This window comes from Pseudomonas sp. B21-053, assembly GCF_026016365.1.
GTDB lineage: Bacteria > Pseudomonadota > Gammaproteobacteria > Pseudomonadales > Pseudomonadaceae > Aquipseudomonas > Aquipseudomonas nunensis.
The window spans coordinates 5,980,545-6,004,054 of sequence record NZ_CP087205.1 but is presented as its reverse complement, the minus strand read 5'-3'; the positions used below and the strand labels follow the sequence as shown (position 1 = coordinate 6,004,054).

The 23,510-nt window shown below is 59.9% G+C and carries 28 protein-coding genes; 10 read left to right on the top strand and 18 right to left on the bottom strand.

All coding sequences use genetic code 11. From position 1 onward, the window contains the following. Positions 1-51: 51 nt before the first annotated feature. The 11 genes from LOY68_RS26850 to LOY68_RS26800 all read right to left on the bottom strand — a co-directional run bounded on the left by LOY68_RS26850 (position 52) and on the right by LOY68_RS26800 (position 9,840). Entirely contained in the window at positions 52-555 is a 504-nt protein-coding gene (locus tag LOY68_RS26850) for a DUF2878 domain-containing protein (RefSeq protein ID WP_265040904.1), read from the bottom strand. After that, positions 548-1,819 (bottom strand): SAM-dependent methyltransferase, encoded by a 1,272-nt coding sequence (locus LOY68_RS26845; RefSeq protein WP_265040903.1) that lies wholly within the window; start codon positions 1,817-1,819, stop codon positions 548-550. Before LOY68_RS26845 ends, LOY68_RS26850 begins: the two co-directional genes overlap by 8 nt. Beyond that, positions 1,806-2,621, bottom strand: a complete 816-nt coding sequence (locus LOY68_RS26840; protein ID WP_265040902.1) for a DUF1365 domain-containing protein — start codon at positions 2,619-2,621, stop codon at positions 1,806-1,808. Before LOY68_RS26840 ends, LOY68_RS26845 begins: the two co-directional genes overlap by 14 nt. Beyond that, positions 2,618-3,865: an NAD(P)/FAD-dependent oxidoreductase gene (locus LOY68_RS26835; RefSeq protein WP_265040901.1), complete on the bottom strand. Its 1,248-nt coding sequence runs from the start codon at positions 3,863-3,865 to the stop codon at positions 2,618-2,620. Before LOY68_RS26835 ends, LOY68_RS26840 begins: the two co-directional genes overlap by 4 nt. Continuing rightward, a complete protein-coding gene (locus LOY68_RS26830; protein WP_163911964.1) occupies positions 3,862-4,644 on the bottom strand; it encodes an SDR family NAD(P)-dependent oxidoreductase in 783 nt (260 codons plus the stop codon). Before LOY68_RS26830 ends, LOY68_RS26835 begins: the two co-directional genes overlap by 4 nt. Beyond that, entirely contained in the window at positions 4,641-5,063 is a 423-nt protein-coding gene (locus tag LOY68_RS26825) for a nuclear transport factor 2 family protein (protein WP_163911967.1), read from the bottom strand. Before LOY68_RS26825 ends, LOY68_RS26830 begins: the two co-directional genes overlap by 4 nt. Next, positions 5,056-6,501, bottom strand: coding sequence for a deoxyribodipyrimidine photo-lyase (phrB, locus tag LOY68_RS26820; RefSeq protein ID WP_265040900.1), 1,446 nt, complete (start codon positions 6,499-6,501; stop codon positions 5,056-5,058). Before phrB ends, LOY68_RS26825 begins: the two co-directional genes overlap by 8 nt. A 20-nt stretch (positions 6,502-6,521) precedes the next feature. Beyond that, positions 6,522-7,463, bottom strand: a complete 942-nt coding sequence (locus LOY68_RS26815; RefSeq protein WP_054045658.1) for a MerR family transcriptional regulator — start codon at positions 7,461-7,463, stop codon at positions 6,522-6,524. Further along, positions 7,464-8,423: a YbgA family protein gene (locus LOY68_RS26810; RefSeq protein ID WP_265040899.1), complete on the bottom strand. Its 960-nt coding sequence runs from the start codon at positions 8,421-8,423 to the stop codon at positions 7,464-7,466. It abuts the gene before it with no gap. A 218-nt stretch (positions 8,424-8,641) separates the two neighbouring features. Beyond that, positions 8,642-8,857, bottom strand: coding sequence for a TIGR02450 family Trp-rich protein (locus LOY68_RS26805; RefSeq protein WP_054045655.1), 216 nt, complete (start codon positions 8,855-8,857; stop codon positions 8,642-8,644). Continuing rightward, positions 8,854-9,840 (bottom strand): NAD(P)/FAD-dependent oxidoreductase, encoded by a 987-nt coding sequence (locus tag LOY68_RS26800; RefSeq protein ID WP_054613537.1) that lies wholly within the window; start codon positions 9,838-9,840, stop codon positions 8,854-8,856. The genes LOY68_RS26805 and LOY68_RS26800 overlap by 4 nt, the downstream gene beginning before the upstream one ends. 196 nt (positions 9,841-10,036) lie before the next feature. On the opposite strand from LOY68_RS26800, the gene LOY68_RS26795 reads away from it, so the two are divergent. Together LOY68_RS26795 and hemH are read left to right on the top strand one after the other, a co-directional pair. After that, positions 10,037-10,939: a TIGR01777 family oxidoreductase gene (locus tag LOY68_RS26795; RefSeq protein ID WP_163911979.1), complete on the top strand. Its 903-nt coding sequence runs from the start codon at positions 10,037-10,039 to the stop codon at positions 10,937-10,939. A gap of 13 nt (positions 10,940-10,952) precedes the next feature. Beyond that, on the top strand, positions 10,953-11,978 hold the full coding sequence (hemH, locus tag LOY68_RS26790) for a ferrochelatase (protein ID WP_265040898.1): 1,026 nt from the start codon (positions 10,953-10,955) through the stop codon (positions 11,976-11,978). Positions 11,979-12,097: 119 nt separating this feature from the next. Here hemH and LOY68_RS26785 read toward each other — a convergent pair whose 3' ends face one another. Together LOY68_RS26785 and upp are read right to left on the bottom strand one after the other, a co-directional pair. Further along, on the bottom strand, positions 12,098-13,372 hold the full coding sequence (locus LOY68_RS26785) for a uracil-xanthine permease family protein (RefSeq protein WP_121757255.1): 1,275 nt from the start codon (positions 13,370-13,372) through the stop codon (positions 12,098-12,100). 2 nt (positions 13,373-13,374) lie between these two features. Then, positions 13,375-14,013 (bottom strand): uracil phosphoribosyltransferase, encoded by a 639-nt coding sequence (gene upp / locus LOY68_RS26780; RefSeq protein ID WP_054045646.1) that lies wholly within the window; start codon positions 14,011-14,013, stop codon positions 13,375-13,377. A 164-nt stretch (positions 14,014-14,177) separates the two neighbouring features. On the opposite strand from upp, the gene LOY68_RS26775 reads away from it, so the two are divergent. From LOY68_RS26775 to LOY68_RS26765, 3 genes are all read left to right on the top strand, one after another. After that, complete coding sequence (locus tag LOY68_RS26775) at positions 14,178-14,735, top strand: hypoxanthine-guanine phosphoribosyltransferase (protein ID WP_265040897.1); 558 nt, start codon at positions 14,178-14,180, stop codon at positions 14,733-14,735. Positions 14,736-14,916: 181 nt separating this feature from the next. Further along, positions 14,917-15,402, top strand: a complete 486-nt coding sequence (locus LOY68_RS26770) for a hypothetical protein (protein WP_054045642.1) — start codon at positions 14,917-14,919, stop codon at positions 15,400-15,402. A gap of 63 nt (positions 15,403-15,465) precedes the next feature. Then, a complete protein-coding gene (locus tag LOY68_RS26765; RefSeq protein ID WP_163911987.1) occupies positions 15,466-15,753 on the top strand; it encodes a PA4642 family protein in 288 nt (95 codons plus the stop codon). Positions 15,754-15,949: 196 nt separating this feature from the next. Here LOY68_RS26765 and mqo read toward each other — a convergent pair whose 3' ends face one another. Both mqo and LOY68_RS26755 read right to left on the bottom strand, forming a co-directional pair. After that, positions 15,950-17,458 (bottom strand): malate dehydrogenase (quinone), encoded by a 1,509-nt coding sequence (mqo, locus tag LOY68_RS26760; protein ID WP_054045639.1) that lies wholly within the window; start codon positions 17,456-17,458, stop codon positions 15,950-15,952. 737 nt (positions 17,459-18,195) lie between these two features. After that, the gene (locus tag LOY68_RS26755) at positions 18,196-18,429 is read right to left on the bottom strand and encodes a hypothetical protein (RefSeq protein ID WP_054045638.1); all 234 of its coding nucleotides are present in this window, start codon (positions 18,427-18,429) and stop codon (positions 18,196-18,198) included. A 205-nt stretch (positions 18,430-18,634) separates the two neighbouring features. Between LOY68_RS26755 and LOY68_RS26750 the strand changes: the two genes are divergently transcribed. Next, positions 18,635-19,219, top strand: coding sequence for a YajG family lipoprotein (locus LOY68_RS26750; RefSeq protein ID WP_054045636.1), 585 nt, complete (start codon positions 18,635-18,637; stop codon positions 19,217-19,219). Between the two features lie 177 nt (positions 19,220-19,396). Here the strand turns inward: LOY68_RS26750 and LOY68_RS26745 are convergent, their stop codons facing one another. Then, on the bottom strand, positions 19,397-19,603 hold the full coding sequence (locus LOY68_RS26745; protein WP_054045634.1) for a hypothetical protein: 207 nt from the start codon (positions 19,601-19,603) through the stop codon (positions 19,397-19,399). A 193-nt stretch (positions 19,604-19,796) separates the two neighbouring features. Here LOY68_RS26745 and LOY68_RS26740 point away from each other — a divergent pair, with 193 nt between their 5' ends. Next, positions 19,797-20,081: a hypothetical protein gene (locus LOY68_RS26740; protein WP_163911990.1), complete on the top strand. Its 285-nt coding sequence runs from the start codon at positions 19,797-19,799 to the stop codon at positions 20,079-20,081. A 119-nt stretch (positions 20,082-20,200) separates the two neighbouring features. On the opposite strand, the gene LOY68_RS26735 is transcribed toward LOY68_RS26740, so the two are convergent. Continuing rightward, on the bottom strand, positions 20,201-21,364 hold the full coding sequence (locus tag LOY68_RS26735; protein WP_265040896.1) for a 1-acyl-sn-glycerol-3-phosphate acyltransferase: 1,164 nt from the start codon (positions 21,362-21,364) through the stop codon (positions 20,201-20,203). A 142-nt stretch (positions 21,365-21,506) separates the two neighbouring features. Here LOY68_RS26735 and LOY68_RS26730 point away from each other — a divergent pair, with 142 nt between their 5' ends. From LOY68_RS26730 to LOY68_RS26720, 3 genes are read left to right on the top strand one after another with little or no spacing between them, the layout of a single operon-like run. Continuing rightward, positions 21,507-21,689 (top strand): CPXCG motif-containing cysteine-rich protein, encoded by a 183-nt coding sequence (locus LOY68_RS26730; RefSeq protein ID WP_054045628.1) that lies wholly within the window; start codon positions 21,507-21,509, stop codon positions 21,687-21,689. Positions 21,690-21,698: 9 nt separating this feature from the next. Beyond that, the gene (locus LOY68_RS26725; protein WP_054045627.1) at positions 21,699-21,959 is read left to right on the top strand and encodes a putative signal transducing protein; all 261 of its coding nucleotides are present in this window, start codon (positions 21,699-21,701) and stop codon (positions 21,957-21,959) included. 35 nt (positions 21,960-21,994) lie between these two features. After that, positions 21,995-22,618 (top strand): SOS response-associated peptidase, encoded by a 624-nt coding sequence (locus tag LOY68_RS26720; protein WP_265040895.1) that lies wholly within the window; start codon positions 21,995-21,997, stop codon positions 22,616-22,618. Between the two features lie 98 nt (positions 22,619-22,716). On the opposite strand, the gene LOY68_RS32425 is transcribed toward LOY68_RS26720, so the two are convergent. Continuing rightward, positions 22,717-23,460: a methyl-accepting chemotaxis protein gene (locus tag LOY68_RS32425; protein ID WP_413787210.1), complete on the bottom strand. Its 744-nt coding sequence runs from the start codon at positions 23,458-23,460 to the stop codon at positions 22,717-22,719. Positions 23,461-23,510 lie beyond the last annotated feature (50 nt).

Below are 23,510 nucleotides of genomic sequence, written 5' to 3'. Positions count from 1 at the left end.
GGCGCAGTGTAAGGCAGTGGGCCGTTGCTGTGTGAAAGGCCTGACGGACGCTCAGTCGTGGTTATCCGACGCCAGCCGCCGCGCCATGAAGTGCAGCGTAGGAAACAGCAGCGCCCAGAGTAGTCCGATGCCGATCAGCGTCGGTAGTTGGCCGTAGGGAAATTGCACCCCCGCCAGTTGACTGCCCGCGTAATACGACAGCGGCCCACCGACGGCGCCCAACAGGCTGGCCAGCCACCAGGGATTGGCGCTCCAGATCAGGCAGTGACGCAGCGTGGTCGCGAGCAACGCCCAAAGCAACATCAGCCACAGCGGAATCAATGGCGCGACGTCGGCAAAATCAAACACCCCCAGCCAGCGCAATGAACTGTCGACGGTAGTACCGAGCAACACCACGCTGAGGATCAGTCGGCCCTCATCGCCCCAACGACTTATCCACAGCAGATGAATCACCAGCGCCGCCAATGCCACCAACAACCACAAGCTGTTGCCGCCCACGACACAGGCGAACCAGCCGAGTTGAAACAGTGCAGCGTTGGCCAGGCGTTCAAGCATCGAAACGGCCGAGCAGGGGCGCCGGCATCGCCGCCGGTTTGGCCAGCAGCAATTGCGCGGTGCCGATGGTGCGCTCCAGGAAGCCACCTTCGCAGTAGCACAGGTAAAACTCCCACAACCGCAGGAAATACTCGTCGTAGCCCAATTCGCTCAAGCGACCGTGGGCACGGCGAAAATTCTCATGCCACAGGCGCAGCGTGCGGGCGTAGTGCAGGCCGAAATCTTCCATGTGCAACAGGTTCATGTCGGTGTCGCGGCTGACAATCTCCAGCATCTTCTGCACACAGGGCAGGGCGCCGCCGGGGAAGATGTAGCGCTGGATGAAATCGACACTGGTCTTGGCTTGCTCGTAGCGCTGCTCGCGGATGGTGATCGCCTGCAACAGCATCAAGCCATTGCTCTTGAGCAGGTGCGCGCATTGCTTGAAGTAGGTCGGCAGAAAGCGATGGCCGACCGCTTCGATCATCTCGATCGACACCAGTTTGTCGTACTGCCCGGTGAGGTCGCGGTAATCCGACAGCAGCAGGGTGACCTGGTCTTGCAGACCCAGGGTTTCGATGCGCTGGGCGGTGAAGGCGTACTGCTCTTTCGACAGCGTGGTGGTGGTGACTTTGCAGCCGTAATTCTGGGCGGCATAGATCGCCATGCTGCCCCAACCGGTGCCGATTTCCAGCAGATGATCGCTGGGCTTCAGGTCGAGCTTCTGGCAGATTCGTTCCAGTTTGTTCAGTTGAGCCTGTTCCAGGGTGTCTTCGGGGCTGAGGAACTGCGCCGCCGAATACATCATCGTCGGGTCGAGAAACTGTTCGAACAGGTCGTTGCCGAGGTCGTAATGCGCGGCGATGTTTTTCTGCGAGCCCTTGCGCGTATTGCGATTGAGCCAGTGCAGCCCTTGCACGAGCGGCCGGCCCAGTTTGGCCAAGCCACCTTCCAGCGCATCCAGCACCTCAAGGTTGCTGACGAACACGCGGACTACGGCGGTCAGGTCCGGCGAGGTCCAATAGCCGTGGATGAACGCTTCGCCGGCGCCGATCGAGCCGTTGCTCGCCACCAATCCCCAGACCGCCGCATCCAGGACATGGATCTCCCCCAGCAGATGATCGCCAGCGGTGCCGAACACGTGGCGTTCGCCGTCTTCGATCACCACCAGTTGCCCGTGCTTGAGGTGCGCCAGTTGGCGCAGAACACCCCGGCGCAACAGCGAGCCGGACAAGCCGTTGGTACTGAGCAGATTGGCTTTGGCCGAAACGCTAGGGGATTTCATGGCGGCGATCCTGTGGGGCGACGATGGCGGTTTGAAAGCTGCCATCGGCAGCCCGGTGAGCAAAGATCGGTACACGCTTGAACAGCAGGCGCACGGCCTGCCAATAGATCGCGAGGCAGGTTTTCGCAGTCATCCACGGGAAGCGTCGCAAGTAGCGGTGCAGGCTGTGGCGATCCAGCGGTTCGCGTTGCAGGTTGAGCGTGGCGTCGAACAGTTTCAGTTCGCCCTGCCAGTCCGCCATGTGCACGCCAAGCTTTTGCGCGGCAGGGCTGAAGCTCATGCGGTATTCGAGATCCGGTGGCAGAAACGGCGAGACATGAAACGCCTTGGCCACGGCGAAATGCTGGTGGAAATCGCGCAAGTGTTCCGGCGTCTTGGCCGGCAACACGTAGTGATAACGCTCGCGCCACGGCGTGTTGGTGACTTCGCAGAGAATCGCCGCCAGTTGCCCGTCCGCCTCGTGACAATAGAAAAAACTCACCGGGTTGAACGACAGGCCCCAACTGCGGGCCTGGGTCAGCAGGCAAATCGAACCCTGGGGCTCGTGGCCGATGGCTTGGCCGACCTGTTGCCGCACTGCATCGATCAAGCGCATGCCCGCGCCGGTAAAGGTTTTGAGGTAGTCGCTCTCGCGAAACGAGAACGCGGCGAAACGGCTACGGCCCGACAGCGGCGACAAACCCAGTACGGCATCCTGTTCATCGAGATCGAGGTACAGCAAACCGATGCGGTAACGGAATTCATGGCGCTTGGGCGCGAACCGCCGATGGGCGATCCAGCCGCTGTAGAGGGCGCTGTTCACAACACTTCACCGAACGAGCGGGCTACGCGCAAGGCACTGACCACCCCGTCTTCGTGAAAGCCGTTGGCCCAATAGGCGCCGCAATAATAAGAGTGCTGCGCACCGTCCAATTCTTCCCAGCGCGCCTGCGCCGCCACTGCTTTCAAGCTGTATTGCGGATGGGCGTAAGTGTATTTGGCGAGCACCTTTTGCGGACTGATGCCGGCACTCTGGTTGAGGCTGACGCAGAACGTGGTGTCGCTCTGGATGCCTTGCAGGATGTTCATGTCGTAGGTGACGGCGGCCCGCGTGTGCCCGGTGCCACCGAGGCGAAAATTCCAACTCGCCCAAGCCAGTTTTCGCTCCGGCAGCAGCCGGGTGTCGGTGTGCAAAACCACTTCGTTGTCGGCGTAGGGCAGGGCGCCGAGGATCGACTGTTCGGCATCGCTCGGCTTGGCCAGCAGTTTCAGGGCCTGATCGCTGTGGCAGGCGAACACCACTTTGTCGAAGCGCTCGCTGCCGGCGGGGCTGTGGATAACTACGCCATCGGCATCGCGTTCGACCCGGCTGACCGGGCAGTTGAGACGAATCTTCGGTTTAAACGAGGCGGTCAGTGGCGCGACGTAAGCGCTCGATCCACCTTCGATCACACACCATTGCGGGCGATTGCTGATGGACAGCAAACCGTGGTTCTTGAAAAACCGCAGGAAGAACTGCATCGGGAAACCGAGCATCTCGGCCATGGACATCGACCAGATCGCTGCGCCCATCGGCACGATGTAATGCAGGATAAAGCGCTCGCCGTAGCCGCCAGCCTTCAGGTACTGATCGAGCGTGGTGTCGGCACCGATCCGTTGTTCCTCAAGATCGCGCAGGGCTGCTTTATTGAAGCGCTGGATGTCGCGCAACATGCCCCAGAACCCCGGCGACAGCAGGTTACGCCGCTGGGCGAACAGGCTGTTGAGGTTGTTGCCGTTGTACTCAAGGCCCGAGTCCGGGTCGGTGACCGAGAAACTCATCTCCGTCGGTTTGAATCCCACCCCGAGTTGACCCAGCAGGCGAATGAAGTTCGGGTAGGTCCAGTCGTTGAACACAATGAAACCGGTGTCCACCGAGTACTGCTGGCCATCGACCGTCACATCCAGCGTATGGGTGTGACCGCCGACCCAGTCACCGGCCTCGAACAGGGTGATCTCGTGGCTGCGATTAAGCAGATAGGCACTGGTCAGCCCCGAGATACCGCTGCCGATGATAGCGATGTTCACGGCTGATCCTTGATCGGCGGCTGGCTGCGCACCATGCGTTTGCCAATCGCCAGTTTCACCCGGTTGGGCATTTTCGACAGCGGCCAGAGCGCCGCCATGAACAGCGCCGGGAAGGCGATTTCCAGCGGCCGGTTCTTCAATTTGGCGAAGATGTGCCGCGCGGCTTTGTCCGCAGGCCAACTGAGCGGCATCGGGAAATCGTTTTTCTGCGTCAGCGGTGTGTCGACAAATCCGGGGCTGACCACGGTGACTTCAATGCCTTCAGGCGCCAGGTCGATGCGCAAGGATTCGAACAAATAGCGCAGCCCGGCCTTCGACGCACCGTAGGCTTCGGCGCGGGGCAACGGCAGGTAGGTCACCGAGCTGGCGACGCCCACCAGGTGCGGCGCGGTACCTTTGCGTAGCAACGGCAGGGCCGCTTCGATGCAATAGCTGCTGGCAAGCAGATTGGTGCGCACCACGTGCTCGACAATCGACGCGTCGAACTGCTTGGAGTCAACGTATTCGCAGGTGCCGGCGTTGAGGATCACTGAGTCGAGGTAGCCCCAGTCTTCAGTAATCCGTTCGCCGATTTCGCGCACGACCTGGCTGTTGGTCAGGTCTCCTGCGACCACCATCACTTTCCCCGGATAACGTTGGGAGAGGATCTTGAGTGGCACCACCGAGCGTGCGCTGACCGCCAGATGCGCGCCGGTTTTCAATATTTCTTCGGCCAGCGCGGCGCCAATGCCGCTGCTCGCTCCTGTCAGCCAATACCGTCGTGGCGGTGTGAGGCTCATCCCATTCTCCTTTTCAGCCAGGCGATCGCCCGGCCCAATACGGGTAAATGTTCATAAAGCAGTGCACCGGCATCGAAATAATCCCGGTGGCGATAAACCTTGTCGCGCCAAAGCAGGTGCGAGCAGCCGTCGACCCGAATCAACCGGCCGCTGGCCAGGCGCGGATGACGGTAGCTCATGACCCAGCGTAGATAGCCTTCACCTTCTGCAATCTGGTCGAAGCCGTGAAAGTCGAACTGCAGATCGCTGACGTTGGCGTAGAGCTCGGTGAAGTAGTCGCGCATCTGCACCAGACCCTGTACCTCGTGCAGCGGGTCGGTGAAATGCACGTCGTGGGTGTAGAGCTGATTGAGGCGTTGCAGGTTGTCCTTGTTCAGGTCTGCAAACTGCCGGGCAAAGTTGCGCAGGAATTCACTCATAACCGCCTCCGGCCGCTTGTCGCGACGGCAGGTTCTTGAATGCGGCCAGGGCGCGCTGGCGAGAGGTACTGAGATTGACGATCGGCGAGGGGTAATCCGCAATGCCGAACAAGCCGCCGACGTTCGCCGGGTTGTGCACTTCTTTTTTATTCAGCCCGGCCAGTTCCGGCAGCCAGTGCTTGATGAACACGCCTTCGGCGTCGAATTTTTCCGACTGGCTCAGCGGGTTGAAGATGCGGAAATAGGGTGCCGAGTCGGTACCGGTGGACGAACTCCACTGCCAGCCGCCGTTGTTGGCCGCCAGATCGCCGTCGATCAGGTGACGCATGAAAAAGCGTTCGCCTTCACGCCAGTCGATCAGCAGGTTCTTGGTCAGGAACATCGCCACCACCATGCGCAGGCGGTTGTGCATCCAGCCGGTTTCCAGCAGTTGGCGCATCGCCGCGTCGATGATCGGCAGGCCGGTGCGGGCTTCCTGCCACGCGGCGAGTTCATCCGGCGCATCGCGCCAGGCCAGCGCTTCGGTTTCCGGACGGAAGGCGCGATGACGGGAAACCCGTGGGTAGCCCACCAGAATGTGTTTGTAGAACTCGCGCCACAGCAGTTCGTTGATCCAGGTGACCGCGCCAACCTTGCCGCTTTCGAACTCGCCCTGATTGCTTTGCAGCGCAGTGTGCAAACACTGGCGCGGTGAAATCACCCCGGCCGCAAGATAGGCCGAGAGTTGACTGGTGCCAGGCTTGGCAGGGAAGTCGCGTTCGCTCTGGTAGTAATCGATTTGCGCATCGGCAAACGTGTCGAGGCGGCGCCGGGCTTCGGCTTCACCGGCGGGCCAGAGGGCGATTAAACTGTCTTTCGGCGTATCGAAACCTTTGACTCGGGCCGGGATTTCATCGCTGTTGATGTTCAGCGGCGCCTGGATGCCGGGGGCGTTCACGAGTTCAGGCAGTGAGCGGCGCAACCGGTCGTAGCAGACTTTGCGGAACTGACTGAACACCTGGAAGTAGGTGCCGGTCTTGGTCAGCACGGTGCCCGGCGAGAACAGCAGTTGATCGAGGTAGCTATAAAAGTCGATGCCCTCGGCCTTCAACGTTTGGGCCACGGCTTCGTCACGACGGCTTTCATGAATGCCGTATTCCTCGTTGACGTGTACCGCGTCGATCTTCAACTCCCGGCACAGGTCGAGCAGAACCTTCGGCGCCGCATCCCAGCGAGACGCTGTGCGGATCAGCAAGGGAATGTTGAGCTTGCCCAGCGCCAGGCTCAATTCGCCCAGGTTGCGCAGCCAGAAATCCACTTTGCACGGTGCATCGTCATGCTCCAGCCATTGCCCTGGGCTCAACAGATACACCGCCACGCTCGGGCCGCGAGCAGCGGCGGCCGAGAGGGCGGTGTTGTCATGCAGGCGCAAGTCGCCGCGCAGCCAGATCAATTGCATGGTGGTTCCCGTACTCAACATTAGATAAGCCCACGCCGAATGAGGTCCTGATGGGCCGACAAGGCATCTTCGGCCAAGGACAAATCAGGGATCTCAGTGGTTCTTACGGACAACTCGGCGTGGTGGATGCATACCGTTGGTCCGACAATCATCTTGGGGCAACTGACGCCATTTAGCGTTTTTGGCAACTGCGCCAGGTTCATGGCTTTGCTGGAATACAGCAGTACGCCGCGGGCTTGCAGGTGCTCGACCGCCAGCGCAAGTTCCCCGGCCGGCAATGGCCAATCGAAAACTTCCACCGGGCAATCGGCGCTGCTGATCAGCCAGGCAGTGAGCCACAGGTGAGGTTCCAGGGGCAAATCAGAGTGGTTGATCAGCAGCAGCGGCGCTGAACGCAGTTGCCGGTTGTTATGGTAGATGCGCGCGCCGAATTTGCTGCGCAACCAGGAATAAAAGAACACGCGCTCCATCTGCGCGCCGAACTGGCCTTGCCAGCGTTGTTCCAGTTCGGTCAGCAACGGCATCAGCAGTTGTTCGCACAAGGTCCGTGGCGGGTACAACGCCATGGCCTGGTTTACCGTGTCATCGAGGGTGCGCTCGGCCAGTTGAGTGACCGCTTGCAGCAGTGTGTTACGCAGCAATTGCCAGTCGTTTTCGACGGGATCGGTAAAGGCTTGCGGCGTGTCGAGCAGTTGCTTGACCTGGCTGACGGCAACGCCACGATTGAGCCAGGTGAGAATCGTCAGGATCCGTTGCACGTGTTCGGCCGAAAACAACCGATGCCCCTTGGGCGTGCGTTGCGGCACGATCAGGCCATACCGCCGTTCCCAGGCACGCAGGGTGATCGCGTTGACTCCGGTCTGGCGCGCCACTTCACGAATCGGCAGCCAGCCTTCGTCCAGGGCTTTCTTGAAGTCGGCGCCGAGGTCTTCCCGGGCACTGGTGTCGGGTGTGTTGTTCATTTAGATCGCATTTCGCAGGCTGAGGTTTTCCGGGTGCGGTTGCAGGTAAACCTGTTGCGCAATGTACGGATCCGGGTGTTGGCGGAAGTAGTGCTTGAGCAGCGTCAACGGCACCACCAGCGGCACGATGCCGTGGCGGTATTGGCCGATCACGCGTTGCATTTCCTGTTTGTCTTCAGCAGTGATGGCCTGCTTGAGGTAACCACTGATGTGTTGTAGGACATTGGTGTGGGTGCGGCGGGTGGCGCATTTTTTCAGCGCTTCCATCAGCTCGCTGAAATAACGCGGGCCGAGTTCTTTCGGGTCGGTCTGGCCCATGTTGCCCAGCAGGTTGCCCAGGGTTTTGTATTGCACCGGGTTGTGCGCCATCAGCAGGTATTTGTAACGTGAGTGAAAGTCGATGAGGCCGCGCCGGCTCAGGCCTTCCTGGAGCAATTGCTGCCAGGCGCTGTAGGCGAACACGCGGGTCAGGAAGTTTTCCCGCAGCACCGGGTCATTCAGGCGGCCGTCTTCTTCCACTGGAAGGTCGGGGTGTCGTTCGCAGAACGCCTGGGCGTAGATGCCGCGCCCACCGCCGTCCACTGGTGCACCGTTGGCGTGGTAGACCTTGACTCGCAACAGCCCGCAGGACGGTGATTTCTGCATGAAGATGTAGCCGCAGATATCGTCCAGTTCCGCGGCCATTTTCTGACCGTACTCGGCGAGCGGTTGAGTGACATTGATTTCGCGGTTCACTGTGCCGACGGCTTCGGGATGTTCGACATCGCCCACCAGGCGAATCGGTTCGCGGGGAATGCCGAGGCCGATCGCGACTTCCGGGCACACCGGGACGAAATCGAAATAATCGGTGAGGGTGCGACTGCACAGCCGCGATTCCTTGTGCCCGCCATTGAAGCGCACCTCTGCACCCATCAGGCAGGCGCTGATCGCGATTTTCGGTTTGGCGGGAGTGACGGGCATCGAAGCACCTCGAATCTAAACCTGTACAGATCGTTGGATCTGTACAACATAATCTTCATCATAGATTCGAAGCTGTACAAGTCAAATTATTTGTATAGGTTTTTCGGAATGCTCGCTATTCCCCTGTAGGAGCGGGCTTGCTCGCGAAGAGGGAGTGTCAGTCGACATATGGGTAGCTGACCCACCGCATTCGCGAGCAAGCCCGCTCCCACAGGGATCTACTTCCAGCCCAATAACCAGGCGTCGCTATTTTTTAATGCCTGCCAATCCAGCCGCTCACTGCGCTGCGTCAACACCGCCTGCAACTCGACCGCCAGCACCGTGCCGTCCTCATCCCGGAACAACTCGGTCACCAGAAAATGTTTTTCGCGGTTTTGCGGATGGGCTGCTGTCCATTTCGACAGCAGCAATTTACCCGGATTGAGGCGATTCACTGCAGGTGTGCATGCAAGCGGCGGGCGGCTTCCTGGCCGCTGAGCCAGGCACCTTCGACACGACCGGACAAGCACCAGTCGCCACACACATACAGGCCCAGGTCGGCATCCGCCAACACGCCCCATTCATGACTGCTGGCAGGGCGGGCGTAGAGCCAGCGATGGGCGAGGCTGAAGGTCGGTGCGGGCATCGCGCTGTGCAGCAGTTCGGCGAAAGCACCGTGCAGTTGCTCGATCACGGCTTCCTTGGACAAATCGATATGTTGCCGGCTCCAAGTGCTGGTGGCGTGCAACACCCATGTGTCCAGCGTGTTGTCGCGCCCGGGTTTGCTGCGGTTGCGGGCCAACCAGTCGAGCGGGCTGTCCTGTACGAAGCAACCTTCCATGGGCGTATCCAGCGGCGTGTCAAAGGCCAGGGCGATGGCCCAGGTCGGGTCCATTTTGACTCCGGCAGCGGCACCCGCGAGTTTCGGTGCGGAGGCCAGCAGCGCGGTCGCCTGAGGTGCCGGCGTCGCAATGACCACGTGGCTGAACGGCCCGTGAGTGAAACCTTCGGCGTCCTGCAGATGCCAGTGTTCTTCACCGCGATAGACCTCGGTGATCCGGCAGGCGAATTGCACTTCCAGGTCCCCGAGCAACGCGCGGGTGATGGCGCTCATGCGCGGCGTGCCGACCCAACGGGTTTGCTCGTCCGGCGACAGGTTGAGTTGGCCGCCCTGAAACGTGTAGAGCTGCGGCGTCCATTCGGCGACCCAGCCATTCGCTTGCCAGCGCTGCACTTCGGTGACGAAGCGCCGGTCACGTGCCGTGAAATACTGCGCACCCATGTCCAGAGCTCCGGCGTCACTGCGCTTGCTCGACATGCGTCCGCCGCTGCCACGGCTTTTATCGAAAAGTTGAACGACATGCCCGGCCTCCGTCAGGGCCTGGGCGGCGGAGAGTCCGGCGATGCCGGTGCCGATGATTGCGATAGGTACAGTCATAGGGGCCTCGTTTACCTTTCTGTACAGACTACGCCGTGGATTAAACCTGTACAATATTGTTTTTTGGTATAACTTTTAGCGTTCTCGTTCTGACAGCTTGGCCTATTGTTAAACACAGACCCTGCCCGATACCAAAGATCCCTGCTTATAAAAATAGACTAGTGATCAAGGTAAAACGCCACGCGAGGAAGTAGTCATGCACATATTGCTGACCGGCGGTACTGGTTTGATAGGACGTCAACTCTGTCATCACTGGTTGAGTCAGGGACATCGCCTCACGGTCTGGAGTCGTTCGCCTGCAAAAGTCGCGAAAATCTGCGGCGCTCAGGTGCGCGGCATTGCCCGTCTGGAAGACCTTGGCCAAGAACCGCTCGATGCGATTATCAATCTGGCCGGTGCGCCGATTGGTGATAGTTGGTGGACCCACAAGCGCAAGACGCTGTTGTGGAGCAGCCGGATCGGCCTGACCGAAACCCTGCTGGCCTGGCTCGAAACCCGTGAGCAAAAACCGCAATTGCTGATCTCCGGTTCGGCGGTCGGTTGGTACGGCGACGGTGGCGAGCGTGAGTTGACCGAAGAGTCGCCGCCGGTGATCGATGATTTCGCCAGCCAGTTGTGCATCGCGTGGGAGGAAACCGCCCAGCGTGCCGAAGCCTTGGGCATTCGCGTGATCCTGGTGCGCACCGGGTTGGTCGTGTCCGCCGAGGGCGGCTTTTTGTCGCGGCTGTTGCTGCCGTTCAAACTTGGGCTGGGCGGGCCGATTGGCAACGGCCGGCAGTGGATGCCGTGGATTCATATCAAGGATCAAATCGCCCTGATTGATTTTCTTCTGCATCGCAATGACGCCAGCGGTCCATATAATGCCTGCGCGCCCAAACCGGTGCGCAATCGCGAGTTTGCCAAGACGCTGGGCAGCGTGTTGCACCGCCCGGCGTTCATGCCCATGCCGGCCCTGGCGCTGAAGGTAGGCCTGGGCGAAATGTCGCTGCTGTTGTTGGGCGGCCAGAAAGCCGTACCGGCGCGTTTGCTGGCAGCGGGTTTCACTTTCCAGTTCACTGATTTACGCGCGGCGTTGGACGACGTGTCCAGCCGCCTCTGAAATAGGACGTTGCATGACCGATCACGCGTTGCTTCTGGTCAACCTGGGCTCACCGGCCTCCACTTCGGTGGCGGATGTGCGCAGCTACCTCAATCAATTTCTGATGGACCCGTATGTGATCGACCTGCCATGGCCGGTGCGACGTTTGCTGGTATCGCTGATCCTGATCAAGCGTCCGGAGCAGTCGGCCCACGCTTACGCCTCGATCTGGTGGGAGGAGGGCTCGCCGCTGGTGGTGCTCAGCCAGCGCTTGCAACAGGCCATGACCGCTCAGTGGAGCCACGGTCCTGTGGAGCTGGCGATGCGTTATGGCGAGCCGTCGATTGAAACGAAACTGCTGCAATTGGTGGCCCAGGGTCACAAGAAAATCACGCTTGCGCCGCTCTATCCGCAGTTCGCCGACAGCACCGTGACCACGGTCGTCGAAGAAGCCCGACGCGTGATTCGCGAGAAGAAACTCAATGTGCAGTTATCGATTCTCCAGCCGTTCTACGATCAGCCGGAATACCTCGATGCCTTGGTGGCGAGTGCCAAGCCGTACCTTGAGCAGGATCACGATCACCTGTTGTTGAGCTTCCATGGTTTGCCGGAACGGCACCTGACCAAGCTTGATCCGACTGGCCAGCATTGCTTCAAGAATGAAGACTGCTGCAAGAACGCCTCGCCGGCCGTATTGGCGACTTGCTACCGCGCCCAGTGCCTGCGCACGGCTTCCGAGTTTGCCAAGCGCATGGGCCTGGAGGAGGGCAAGTGGTCGGTGTCGTTCCAGTCACGCCTGGGCCGGGCGAAGTGGATCGAACCCTACACCGAAGCACGTCTCGATGAGCTGGGCAAAAGTGGCGCGAAGAAGATCCTGGTGATGTGCCCGGCATTCGTCGCCGATTGCATCGAGACCCTGGAAGAAATCGGTGATCGCGGGCTGGAGCAATTCCGCGAAGCGGGAGGGGAGGAGTTGGTGTTGGTGCCGTGCCTTAACGATGATCCGAAGTGGGCGAAGGCGCTGAGTGCGTTGTGCGAGCGAGCGCCGTTGGCGCTTTAAAAGCTTCGCGGGCAAGCCTCGCTCCTACAGGGTTGTGTCGATCATGGAAACGACGAAATCCTGTAGGAGCGAGGCTTGCCCGCGAAGGCATTCTTTCAGGCGATGAAGATTCCGCCTGTTTACAGCAAAGGCTCATCCGCCTTCTTGTGCTTCCAGCTGTCATTCCCCGGCAGCAACAGGTTCAGCGCAATCGCCACCACCGCGCACAGCGCGATGCCTTTGAGGCCGAAGTCGTCCGGGCCAGTGCCGGTGCCGACCAGCACACCGCCAATCCCGAACACCAGGGTCACCGAGACAATCACCAGATTGCGCGCCTCGCCCAAGTCGATCTTGTGGCGAATCAGCGTGTTCATGCCTACCGCCGCAATCGAACCGAACAACAGGCACAGAATCCCGCCCATCACCGGCACCGGAATGCTTTGCAGCAGCGCGCCGAACTTGCCGACAAACGCCAGGCTGATGGCAAAGATTGCCGCCCAGGTCATGATCTTCGGGTTGTAGTTCTTGGTCAGCATCACCGCGCCCGTAACTTCGGCGTAGGTGGTGTTGGGTGGACCGCCGAACAGACCAGCCGCGGTGGTGGCAATGCCATCGCCGAGCAAGGTGCGGTGCAGGCCGGGTTTCTTCAGGTAATCACGACCGGTCACGCTGCCCACGGCAATCACGCCGCCGATGTGCTCGATGGCCGGGGCCAGTGCCACCGGAACGATGAACAGAATCGCCTGCCAGTTGAACTCCGGCGCCGTGAAGTGCGGAATCGCAAACCACGGAGCGGCAGCAATCTTCGCGGTATCGACCACGCCGAAATAAAACGCCATCGCAAAACCGACCAACACGCCGGAGATGATCGGCACCAGGCGGAAAATGCCTTTGCCGAACACTGCGACGATCAGGGTGGTCAGCAGTGCCGGCATCGAGATCAGCATCGCGGTCTGGTAATGAATCAGCTCGGAGCCGTCGCCGGCCTTGCCCATCGCCATGTTGGCGGCGATTGGCGCCATGGCCAGGCCGATGGAGATGATCACCGGACCGATCACCACCGGTGGCAGCAAACGGTCGATGAACCCGGTGCCTTTGATCTTCACGGCCAGGCCGAGGAAGGTGTAGACGAAACCGGCTGCCATCACGCCGCCCATCGTCGCCGCGAGGCCGAACTGGCCCTTGGCGAGAATGATCGGGGTGATGAAGGCAAAGCTCGAAGCCAGGAACACCGGCACCTGACGCCCGGTGACGATCTGGAACAGAATCGTCCCCAGACCTGCGGTGAACAGCGCCACGTTGGGGTCGAGGCCCGTAATCAGCGGCATCAACACCAGGGCGCCGAACGCCACGAACAGCATCTGTGCACCCGACAGCACTGTGCGCCAGAGCGGATCGTTGAACTCTTCCTGCATGCTCAAGCGTCCTTCTGCTTGGTGCCGAAGATCTTGTCACCGGCATCGCCCAGGCCTGGGATGATGTAACCGTGCTCGTTGAGTTTTTCGTCGATGGACGCGGTGTAGATCATCACATCCGGGTGCGCTTTCTCGACGGCGGCGATGCCTTCGGGGGCAGCGACCAGCACCATGGCGCGGATGTCCCGGCAACCAGCCTTTTTCAGCAGGTCGATGGTCGCGACCATGGAGCTGCCGGTGGCGAGCATCGGGTCGATGATCATCGCCAGGCGCTCGTTGATTTCCGGCACCAGTTTTTCCAGGTAGGTGTGGGCCTGCAGCGTTTGTTCGTTGCGGGCCACGCCCACGGCGCTGACTTTGGCGCCCGGGATCAGGCTCAGCACGCCTTCGAGCATGCCGATACCGGCGCGCAGGATCGGCACCACGGTAATCTTCTTGCCGGCGATTTTCTCTACCGACACAGTGCCGGCCCAACCTTCGATATCGTAGGTTTCCAGCGGCAGGTCTTTGGTCGCTTCATAGGTCAGCAGGGCACCGACTTCCTGAGCGAGCTCACGGAAATTCTTGGTGCTGATGTCTGCGCGGCGCATAAGGCCAAGTTTATGACGGATCAGCGGATGGCGGATCTCTTGGATGGGCATGGGGAAAGGCTCCGGCGGCGGGCAAAAAAACCGGCCTAGATTAATCTATCCGAGGGTGTTGTCCTATAGACATAAGGTACGTTAGTCCACAAAGGCTTGATCTGGACGTGCGGGATGCGTACCTTTGCCCGCTTTTCCCGAATCCGTCCCTCCTGGAGAGCGCCATGTCTGCTGATCTCGAGCATATCCGTCAAATCATGCGAGAGGCTGACTGCCTGTACACCGAAGCTGAAGTCGAGGCGGCCATCGCCTGTGTCGGTGCACACATCAACGAGCAACTGGCGGACACCAACCCGGTGGTGTTCTGTGTGATGAACGGCGGCCTGATTTTCGCCGGCAAGCTGCTCACCCATCTGCACTTCCCGCTGGAAGCGTCCTACCTGCACGCCACCCGTTATCGCAACGAAACCAGCGGCGGCGACCTGTTCTGGAAAGCCAAGCCGGAAGTCTCGTTCCTCGACCGTGACGTGCTGATCATCGACGACATCCTCGATGAAGGTCACACCCTGGGCGCGATCATCGACTACTGCAAACATGCCGGTGCCCGCGCCGTGCACACCGCCGTATTGATCGACAAGGACCACGACCGCAAGGCTCGTCCGGACCTGAAAGCCGATTTCGTCGGGCTGCCGTGCATCGACCGCTACATCTTCGGTTACGGTATGGACTACAAAGGCTACTGGCGCAACGCCAACGGGATCTTTGCCGTTAAAGGCATGTAAACCCCGCTGCAAATTGCCTGTGGGAGCGGGCTTGCTCGCGAAAGCGGTGTGTCAGCTGCATTAATGTTGGCTGACACGGCGCCTTCGCGAGCAAGCCCGCTCCCACATTGGGTTTTGTGTTCTCAAATTCAATTTTGTGTACGCATGCTACATTGCTCGGCCCCGCCCTCCGGAGCCTGTCATGAGCCTTTTGATCCGTAGCTGCGCCGCCCTGTTGCTGACCCTCAGCCTGCCCCTGGCCGCCGCGCCAGCGCCGATGCACGCGCAGTTCCTGCCGCCGGATGACCTGACCCTGCGTGACGCCGAACCGGAGCAGCAGCAACTGTTGCAGGTCACCGACTATTCGGTGGTGGTGGGCAGCCAGCGCCAGTCCACTCAACAACCGATACCGGTGACGTCGCCGCTGCTGATCCGCCTCAAGGGCAAATCCTTGAACAAGGGCGCGACCATCAACCAGGTGCTGGTCAACTTCGATGGCGAAAGCAAAAGCCTGAAAAAGCCGATCTACGACGAAAAAAGCAAAACCCTGACGCTCTACTACCCGTTGGCGCAGTACCGGGTGGTGATCGATTTGTTGCGCAATGACACGGTGTATTGCCAGTTCCTCAGCTACGCCAACGGCCATGTCTGGGCCGATCTGCACACCGGCAGCGTTCGCGCGCGTTGAGCCTGGCGGCCAGAGGGGGGTAAACTGCCCGCCCCGTGAAATGTCTGCGAGCTGGAGTCGGCAATGCGTAAAGATAAGAAGCAAGTGATTGGTGACGAGATCGGCGATGAGCAGATCAAACTGTTTCTCGATTTTGAACCGGTCGACGCCACTTCGCCGTCCCTGCACAAACTGATCAAGGCCTATCGCGGCCTGCGCATCGACGACTTCGAACGCTTCCTGACGTTTTTCGTCGAGGCCGGGTTTGATCTGGATGGCAAGGATGAGCACGGCGATGATTTCGTCGCGGTGATCAAGGATCAGCGCAACGCAGCCGAATACATCGAGTTGATTGCCAAGGCGCGCGGTTAATCCCAGAGACATCGTTGTTGGTGCCGGCCCCTTCGCGAGCAAGCCCGCTCCCACATTTGGAATGCATTTCCCTGTGGGAGCGGGCTTGCTCGCGAAAGCGGTGTAATTGCCGCCGGAGATCTTAAGGTCACCGTTTCACCGGCCATAGAAAACGCCCCGCTCTCACTGAGAACGGGGCGTTTTTTGTGGAGCCGAATCAAGCGTAGCTTTCGGTCTCGTTGCTGGCTTCAACCAGTTCCAGCGCGACGTTGTTGTGCGCATTGATCTTGCGATACAGCGCAGCGTCGGTTTCCAGGACCTTTTCCCGAGCCGGGAAGATTTCTGCCAGTTTGGCAGCCCACTCACCGGAGGCTTTGTTCGGGAAACATTTTTCGATCAGTTCCAGCATGATCGAAACGGTCACCGAAGCACCTGGCGAAGCGCCGAGCAGTGCAGCAAGCGAACCGTCCTTGGCCGCGACCAGTTCGGTACCGAACTGCAGGACGCCACCCTTTTTCGGGTCTTTCTTGATGATCTGCACCCGTTGGCCGGCCACTTCCAGGCGCCAGTCTTCGGCTTTCGCCTGCGGGTAGAAACGACGCAGGGATTCGAGGCGCTGCTCCATCGACTGCATCACTTCGCTGACCAGGTACTTGGTCAGGTCCATGTTGTTTTTCGCCACGGCCAGCATCGGCCCGATGTTGCCGGCGCGAACCGACAGCGGCAGGTCCATGAAGGAGCCGTGCTTGAGGAACTTGGTGGTGAATCCGGCATACGGCCCGAACAGCAGCGACTTGTTGCCATCGACCACGCGGGTGTCCAGGTGCGGCACCGACATCGGTGGCGAACCCACGGCAGCCTGGCTGTAGACCTTGGCCTGGTGGTGTTTGACCACTTCCGGGTTGTCGCAACGCAGCCACTGGCCACTGATCGGGAAACCGCCGAAGCCTTTGCTTTCTTCAATGCCCGACGCCTGCAACAGCGGCAATGCCGCGCCGCCCGCGCCGAGGAACACGAACTTGGCGTCGACTTCACGGGTGTTGCCGCTGTTGACGTCCTTGATGCTGACGGTCCAGCCGCTGCCGTTACGCTTCAGGCCGGTGACGCGCTTGCAGTACTTGACCTGGGCATCGGGTGCGCTGGTCAGGTGCTTGAGCAGTTGATTGGTCAGGGCGCCGAAGTTGACGTCAGTGCCGTTCATCACGCGAGTGGCTGCGAGGACTTCGTCGGGCGAGCGGCCCGGCATCATCAGCGGCATCCACTCGGCCATTTTGGCCTTGTCTTCGGTGTATTCCATATCGGAGAAAGCGTGGTGCTTGCTCAGCACGTTGAAGCGTGACTTGAGGAAGGACACGCCGCTGTCGCCCTGCACGAAGCTCAGGTGCGGCACCGGGCTGATGAAGGATTTGCACGAGCCGAAGGTGCCTTTCTTGGTCAGGTACGACCAGAACTGCTTCGACACCTCGAACTGGGTGTTGATGTGCACGGCTTTCTTGATGTCGACGGTGCCGTCGGCAGCCTGGGGCGTGTAGTTGAGCTCACACAGCCCGGCGTGACCGGTACCGGCGTTGTTCCACGGGTTGGAACTCTCCGCGGCACCGGAATCCATCAGCTCGACGACTTCCAGCTTGATCGCGGGGTCGAGCTCTTTGAGCAGTACAGCGAGGGTGGCACTCATGATGCCGGCCCCAACGAGTACTACGTCGACTGCTTCGTTATGCGCCATTTAACGCGTCTCCAAAATCTGCAGCACCAAATTGTCGGCATGGCTGCCAGGCGTTCCGGGGCGTGTCATTGATGCCCCACGTACCCATGGCAGTATCGCCATGTCCGAATCTTCGCAATTTTTCGCAACTTCGACGGACGCTACCGGTTGGGTTAATGAGCCCTATGAACTCACTTCAACGCGCAACTGGCAATTCGACTTATGGTCGAGACATCCGTTTGTGCAACCAAATCCGTAGCGGACAGGCTTCAGGCTCCGGTATTCGAGGCGTACTCGGTCCTGTGTCGTTGGGCTGTTTCAGACGCTAATGGTGCATGTTCAGACGCAAAACTATTCATTTGCTCGCCACACTCTTGTGAAGTTGTGAAAACCCGTTTTTTTCACGCTCTTTTGAAGACGTGAACCTCAAAAAAGGGCTGTCCCAGCCTGGCACTGTGCCCGGATGGATTGCCGTCATGGGGTACATGACAGGCAAAACGGGCAAACAGCTCAGTAACCGAGCGTAATGACAGCTCTGCAGATTCGCGAAAAGTGGGGTTTTTGCTCAAGGAACAGCAAGCGCGCCAGCTTCACTCGATCTGTGTGGGCGGCTCTCTGTGGGCGGTGCGGGGTGTCAATACCGAGGCATTGACGATGCTGCGAGGCCCGATCAGGAGACGTCCTTATAATCGGGGGGAGATTGTATCTAAGAAACGCAGGGAAATGGTCGTGAATAATGACTTTTATTAGGCGTCTGGTCAGATGGACAACAGCGCCTGTACCCGTGAACGAGGCTGATGCTGCCGCACGCGGGCGCTAGGGGGCAGCGGATGGTGCAGCCAGTTGAGGCGGATTTCTTCGATTTCGACCCAGCCATCGCCCATCGGCTGCAGGCTGCACTGCTTGAATGCCTGGCAATGGCCGTTGCGATCCAGTAGGGCAAAACTGCGATGCAGTGGGCGTGGCGCGAACAACGAGATCAGATAACGCATGGCGAAGTACCTTGTGGGGTGACTGCTGTGAAGGTTGCCAGCAGGCCGTGACGTCAAAGTGTATGGGCGATGACAGATCTGTGACAGGAACCGCGGTCTGAGAGGTTTGTCAGAGATTTCGGTAATAGTTGAAGTCCCCTAGTTCGCTGCAGTGGCCCACCGCTATACTGCGGGCCTGTTTGTGCCTGATTCTGGAGAGAAGAGCATGTTGCAACGCCTGTTGTTCGGTTTGATCACTGTGACCGGTTTGACCCTGGCCGGCTGCGCCCACAGCCCGCAACAACTGAACCCTGAGCCGAAGCTGACCACTCAGCTGGCACCGGTTGGCCACGGCCAGCAAGTGGTGGTGCGTGTGGTGGACGGTCGTCCGTCGCCAACCCTGGGAACCCGTGGCGGTCTGTACCCTGAGACCAGCGCGATCACCGTGCAGGGCGCGCAGATCCTGCCGAAACTGCAGGCCCAGGCTGAAGCCGCCGTGCGTTTGCTGGGTTTCACCCCGGTGTCCAACGGCATGAACGCGCCGCAGTTGACCGTGACCCTGGCGGAACTGAAGTATCAGTCGCCTAAAGAAGGCATGTACGTGACTGAAGCCACCATCGGCGCGACCTTCCGCTCCGACGTACAGAACGCCAACCGTCGCTACAGCGGCCGTTACGGTGCGTCCCTGGACCAGCGTTTTGGCATGGCGCCGAACCAGGAAACCAACACCAAACTGGTCAGCGATGTATTGAGCGACGCCCTGACGCGTCTGTTCAAGGACCCGACAGTGGGTCAGATCCTCGGCGAATAAGTTTTCGCCAGATGCAAAAAAGCCCGGCGCCAGTGATGGCTCCGGGCTTTTTCATGCCCACCGGTTTTGCATCGCCACCTGTAGGAGCGAGGCTTGCCCGCGAAGGCGGTGTGTCAGCTACATGATTGTTGACTGACACACTGCCTTCGCGGGCAAGCCTCGCTCCTACAAGGGGATCTATGCGGCTTCGGAGTAGAAATCCAGCACGCTCACGCCCGTCAGCAAGTCCGTCTCCGGCAAATCCGCATGTTGATGCCCGCCCAGCGCGCAATACACCAGCCAGTGGCGGTCCTGGACGTTGAAGGCGAGACTTCCGACGAGGTTCTGCTGTTCGTCGCTTTGGGCGATGAGGTAGAGGCGGTCCTGGTTTTCGGCGTGCAGCATGGTGTGCTCTGTGTCGGTTTCGAGGGGCGACAGACTGGCGCATTCAGATGACGATGGCGTGACGCCGGACAAGAATCGGCCAAGTGGCTCGTTATTTATCGTAAAGGGGAGGGCAGGTGGGCAGGCTTTCGGTAGAATCCGCGCCGCAGTCGTCGGTTCGGCGCCTGCCACCTTAGTTTTGCCGAGGTCCGTGATGTCGTTGCATTTGATTTCGTTGTTTACCAACCATCCCGCCAAGTTGATCAACCTGCTGGCCTTGCTGCTGGCGTTCCCGGGCAGTTGGCTGCTGCATGCCACGCGCCGTCGCGAACAGCGCGCGCTGGCCATTCTTGAGGCTGCCGCCCAGAACCGTCGTATCGATGACGCGACGTTGATGCTGGATGGTGCGACCCAACGCATGAACCGGTTTTTTTATCGCTTCGGCTTTGCCTGCCTGGGCGTGGCGCTGATCGTTTCGTGGATCAGCACTCAGTTCTGAGCCTTTAAACGCAAAAGATCGCAGCCTCGTTGCACTCGACAGTTCCTACAGGATGAATCCGATCCTGGGTAGGAGCTGTCGAGTGCAACGAGGCTGCGATCTTTTGATCTTGCTTCTTCTTAAAGCGGCAACCCAGCCTTCACCCGATACTGATTCCTCACCGGCGTCGCATATTGCAACACCATGAACGGACGATGTTCCTCAGGGCAAGCCTCCAGCCGGCGCTGCCATTCTTCCTGAGCCTTGGCCAGTTCATCCGCCGCGAATACCTCGGCGGCTTTCGGCACCTGCAATTGTGGATCCGCGTCCTTCCACTGCGCATACGCCAGGTAGTGCACCGGGAATAACCGGTAACCGCCGAGAATCTGCTTGTCCATTTCGATCGCCAATTGCTTGGTGTCGTCGAACAGCTCGGTGATCGGCTTGGCGAAGTTCACGTGGACCCGGCCCTTGTAGCCAGTGATGCCCTTGGCAATGCTCACGTCGTCTTCGCCCGGCACTTTGGTGTAGCTGCCGGTGGTGGCGCGGATGAACAGCTCGCGGGCCTTGGCCTGGTCGCACGGATCGTATTCGTAGCTGATCGACACCGGGGTCACGTTCAGCGATTGAATCACCTCGCCGAACGGCTCGTCCTTGCGGCACATGTGGAACATCTTGAGGATCGCCGACTCGGTGCGGTCGTCGCCGTCCTTGGCCCGGCCTTCTGCCTGAGCGATCCAGATCGAGGCGCAATCGTTGCGGATCGAGTGGTTGATGTAGGCCGACAGCAGTTGATACGCCGCCATCTTCTCGCGGCGACCGGTGATCGAACGGTGCACGATGAAGCTCTTGTTCAAACGCATCAAATCGCTGACAAACGGCTTTTGCAGCAGGTTGTCGCCAATCGCGATGCGCGGGGTCGGCAGGCCGGCGTGGTACACGGCGTAGTTGACGAAGGCCGGGTCCATCACGATGTCGCGGTGGTTGGCGATGAACAGGTAGGCGCTGCCGGACTTGAATTGCTCGACACCGGTGTAGGTCACGCCGTCGGTAGCACGCTCGATGGTGTGATCGACGTAAACCTCGACTTTATCCTGCAACGTGGCCACCGAGTTGACGCCGGCGAACTCACGGCGCAGCCGATGAGCTATAAGAGGTTTGAGCATCCAGCCGAAGGCACCGGCATAACGCGGGAAGCGGAAGTGAATGAGGATGTCTAAAAATGCCTTGTCGCCGAGCAGCCGGTCCAGCACTGCAGGGACTTCGCTGTCGTCGTAAGGTCGGATGGCATCGAATTCGCCCATCATGCTCTCTTGTTAGAAACGGCTAGGGTAAGTAAAGGTTTTGATCGAAAACCAACGGGGCACGGTCTGAAAAGGTAGCCAGACAAAAATAGCCCTGCAAATAGACCGGCGATTATACGCACAAGTCACCTGGGAGACCGCGATGCTGGAAGCCGCACTGTATGAATGTCCGTATTGTGGTGAAGAGGTTGAGACCTCTGTGGACCTGTCGGCTGGCGATCAGACCTACATCGAAGACTGTCAGGTATGTTGTCGACCTATAACATTTGTGCTGCAGGTTCACGAAGACGAATGGCATCTCGAAGTCTTCAGCGAAAACGAGTGAGGGGTGCGTATGCAGCGAATCTACGAACCGGAAAACCTGATGGAAGGTGAGTTGCTGCAAGGAATGCTGGCCAGCGAGGGCATCGAGGCGCATCTGGTGGGCCGGGATTTGCTCGGTGGCACCGGCGAACTGCCGATCTTCGGCTTGCTCGGTTTGTCGGTGGATAACGACCAGGCCGAATACGCTCGGGAGCTGATCACCGCTTACAATGCGGCGCTGCCGATGCCCGGTGATGAACCGGAAAGTTTTCCCGGCACCCTGGTCTGTTAGGCTGACGTTCGTTTTATCAAGAGTCGTGTTGCCCCATGTGTGGACGTTATGCCCTGTTTCGCTGGAACCCCGCCTTCGCGGCCCTGCCTGGCTTTCCTGCCGATCAGCAGGCCCAGTGGAATATTTCCCCCAACGATTCGGTGTTGATGCTGCGTGCCGGCCCAGACCGTCAGCGCGAGTTGGCCCGTGCCCGCTGGGGCCTGACGCCGCCATGGCTGACCGACCTGTCGCGCACCCCGGCGCATGCCCGCGCCGAAACCGTGGCCGAACAGCCGATGTTTCGCCAGGCCCTGCGCGAGCGCCGCTGCCTGCTGCCGGCGAATGGTTTCTACGAATGGCGCGGCACCACGCGCAAGCGTCCGTATTGGCTGACCCCGGGGGAGGGCTCGGCGCTGTTTTTCGCGGCGATCTGGGAAGCGTATCCAGTGCAGGAACAGGTGTGGCTGAGCACCGCAGTGATCACGCAACCGGCGGCGAGTCAGCGTCGGCCGTTGATTCTGGATGAGGCGGGTCAGGCGGCGTGGCTCGATCCCGAGACGCCGTTGCATGTGTTGCAGGGATTGCTGGCCGGTGAGCCTGCCGCGTTGCGCGAGCGGGTGTTGGCGAATCTGGTGAATGATCCGAAGTTGAATGGGCCGGAGTGTTTGACCCCGGGTTGATTGGGCGCCTGGGCTGATGCCTTCGCGGGCAAGCCTCGCTCCTACAGGGACGGTGATCTCCTGTAGGAGCGAGGCTTGCCCGCGAAGGGGCCCTCAAATCAAACCTTGAACTGATTGATCAACCGCCGCTGCTGTTCCGCCAATTTGGTCAGGTCCGCACTGGCCGCGCTCGATTCATCCGCCCCGCCAGCCACTTCATTGGCCACTTGCCCGATGTTGATCACGTTACGGTTGATGTCATCCGCCACTGCGCTCTGCTCCTCTGCCGCACTGGCAATCTGCGTGTTCATGTCGTTGATCACCGACACTGCCTGAGTAATCGTTTCAAGCGCCTCGGCGGCTTTCGCCGCGTGCTGCACGCTTTCGTCGGTGCGGTTCTGGCTGTCTTCCATGACCCGCACCACATCGCGAGTGCCTTGCTGCAACTGCTGGATCATGCTCTGGATTTCTTCAGTGGCTTTCTGAGTCTTCTGCGCCAGGTTGCGCACTTCGTCGGCCACGACGGCAAACCCACGGCCCTGTTCACCAGCACGCGCCGCTTCAATCGCCGCGTTCAAGGCCAGCAAGTTAGTTTGCTCGGCGATCCCGCGAATCGCGGTGAGGATCGCGTTGATGTTCTCGCTGTCCTTGGCCAGGGTTTGCACCACGCTGACCGCCTTGCCAATTTCCACGGCCAGTACGCCGATCGAATTCGACGTGTCGCGCACGATCTGCATGCCTTGCGCCGCTGCTTTATCCGCATGGCTGGCAGCCTGTGCCGCCGACGTCGCGTTGCGTGCCACGTCTTGGGCGGTCGCGGTCATTTCATGCACCGCCGTGGCCACTTGATCGATCTCGGCCATCTGTTTATGCACGCCAATGTTGGTGCGGATGGCGATGTCGGCGGTGTGTT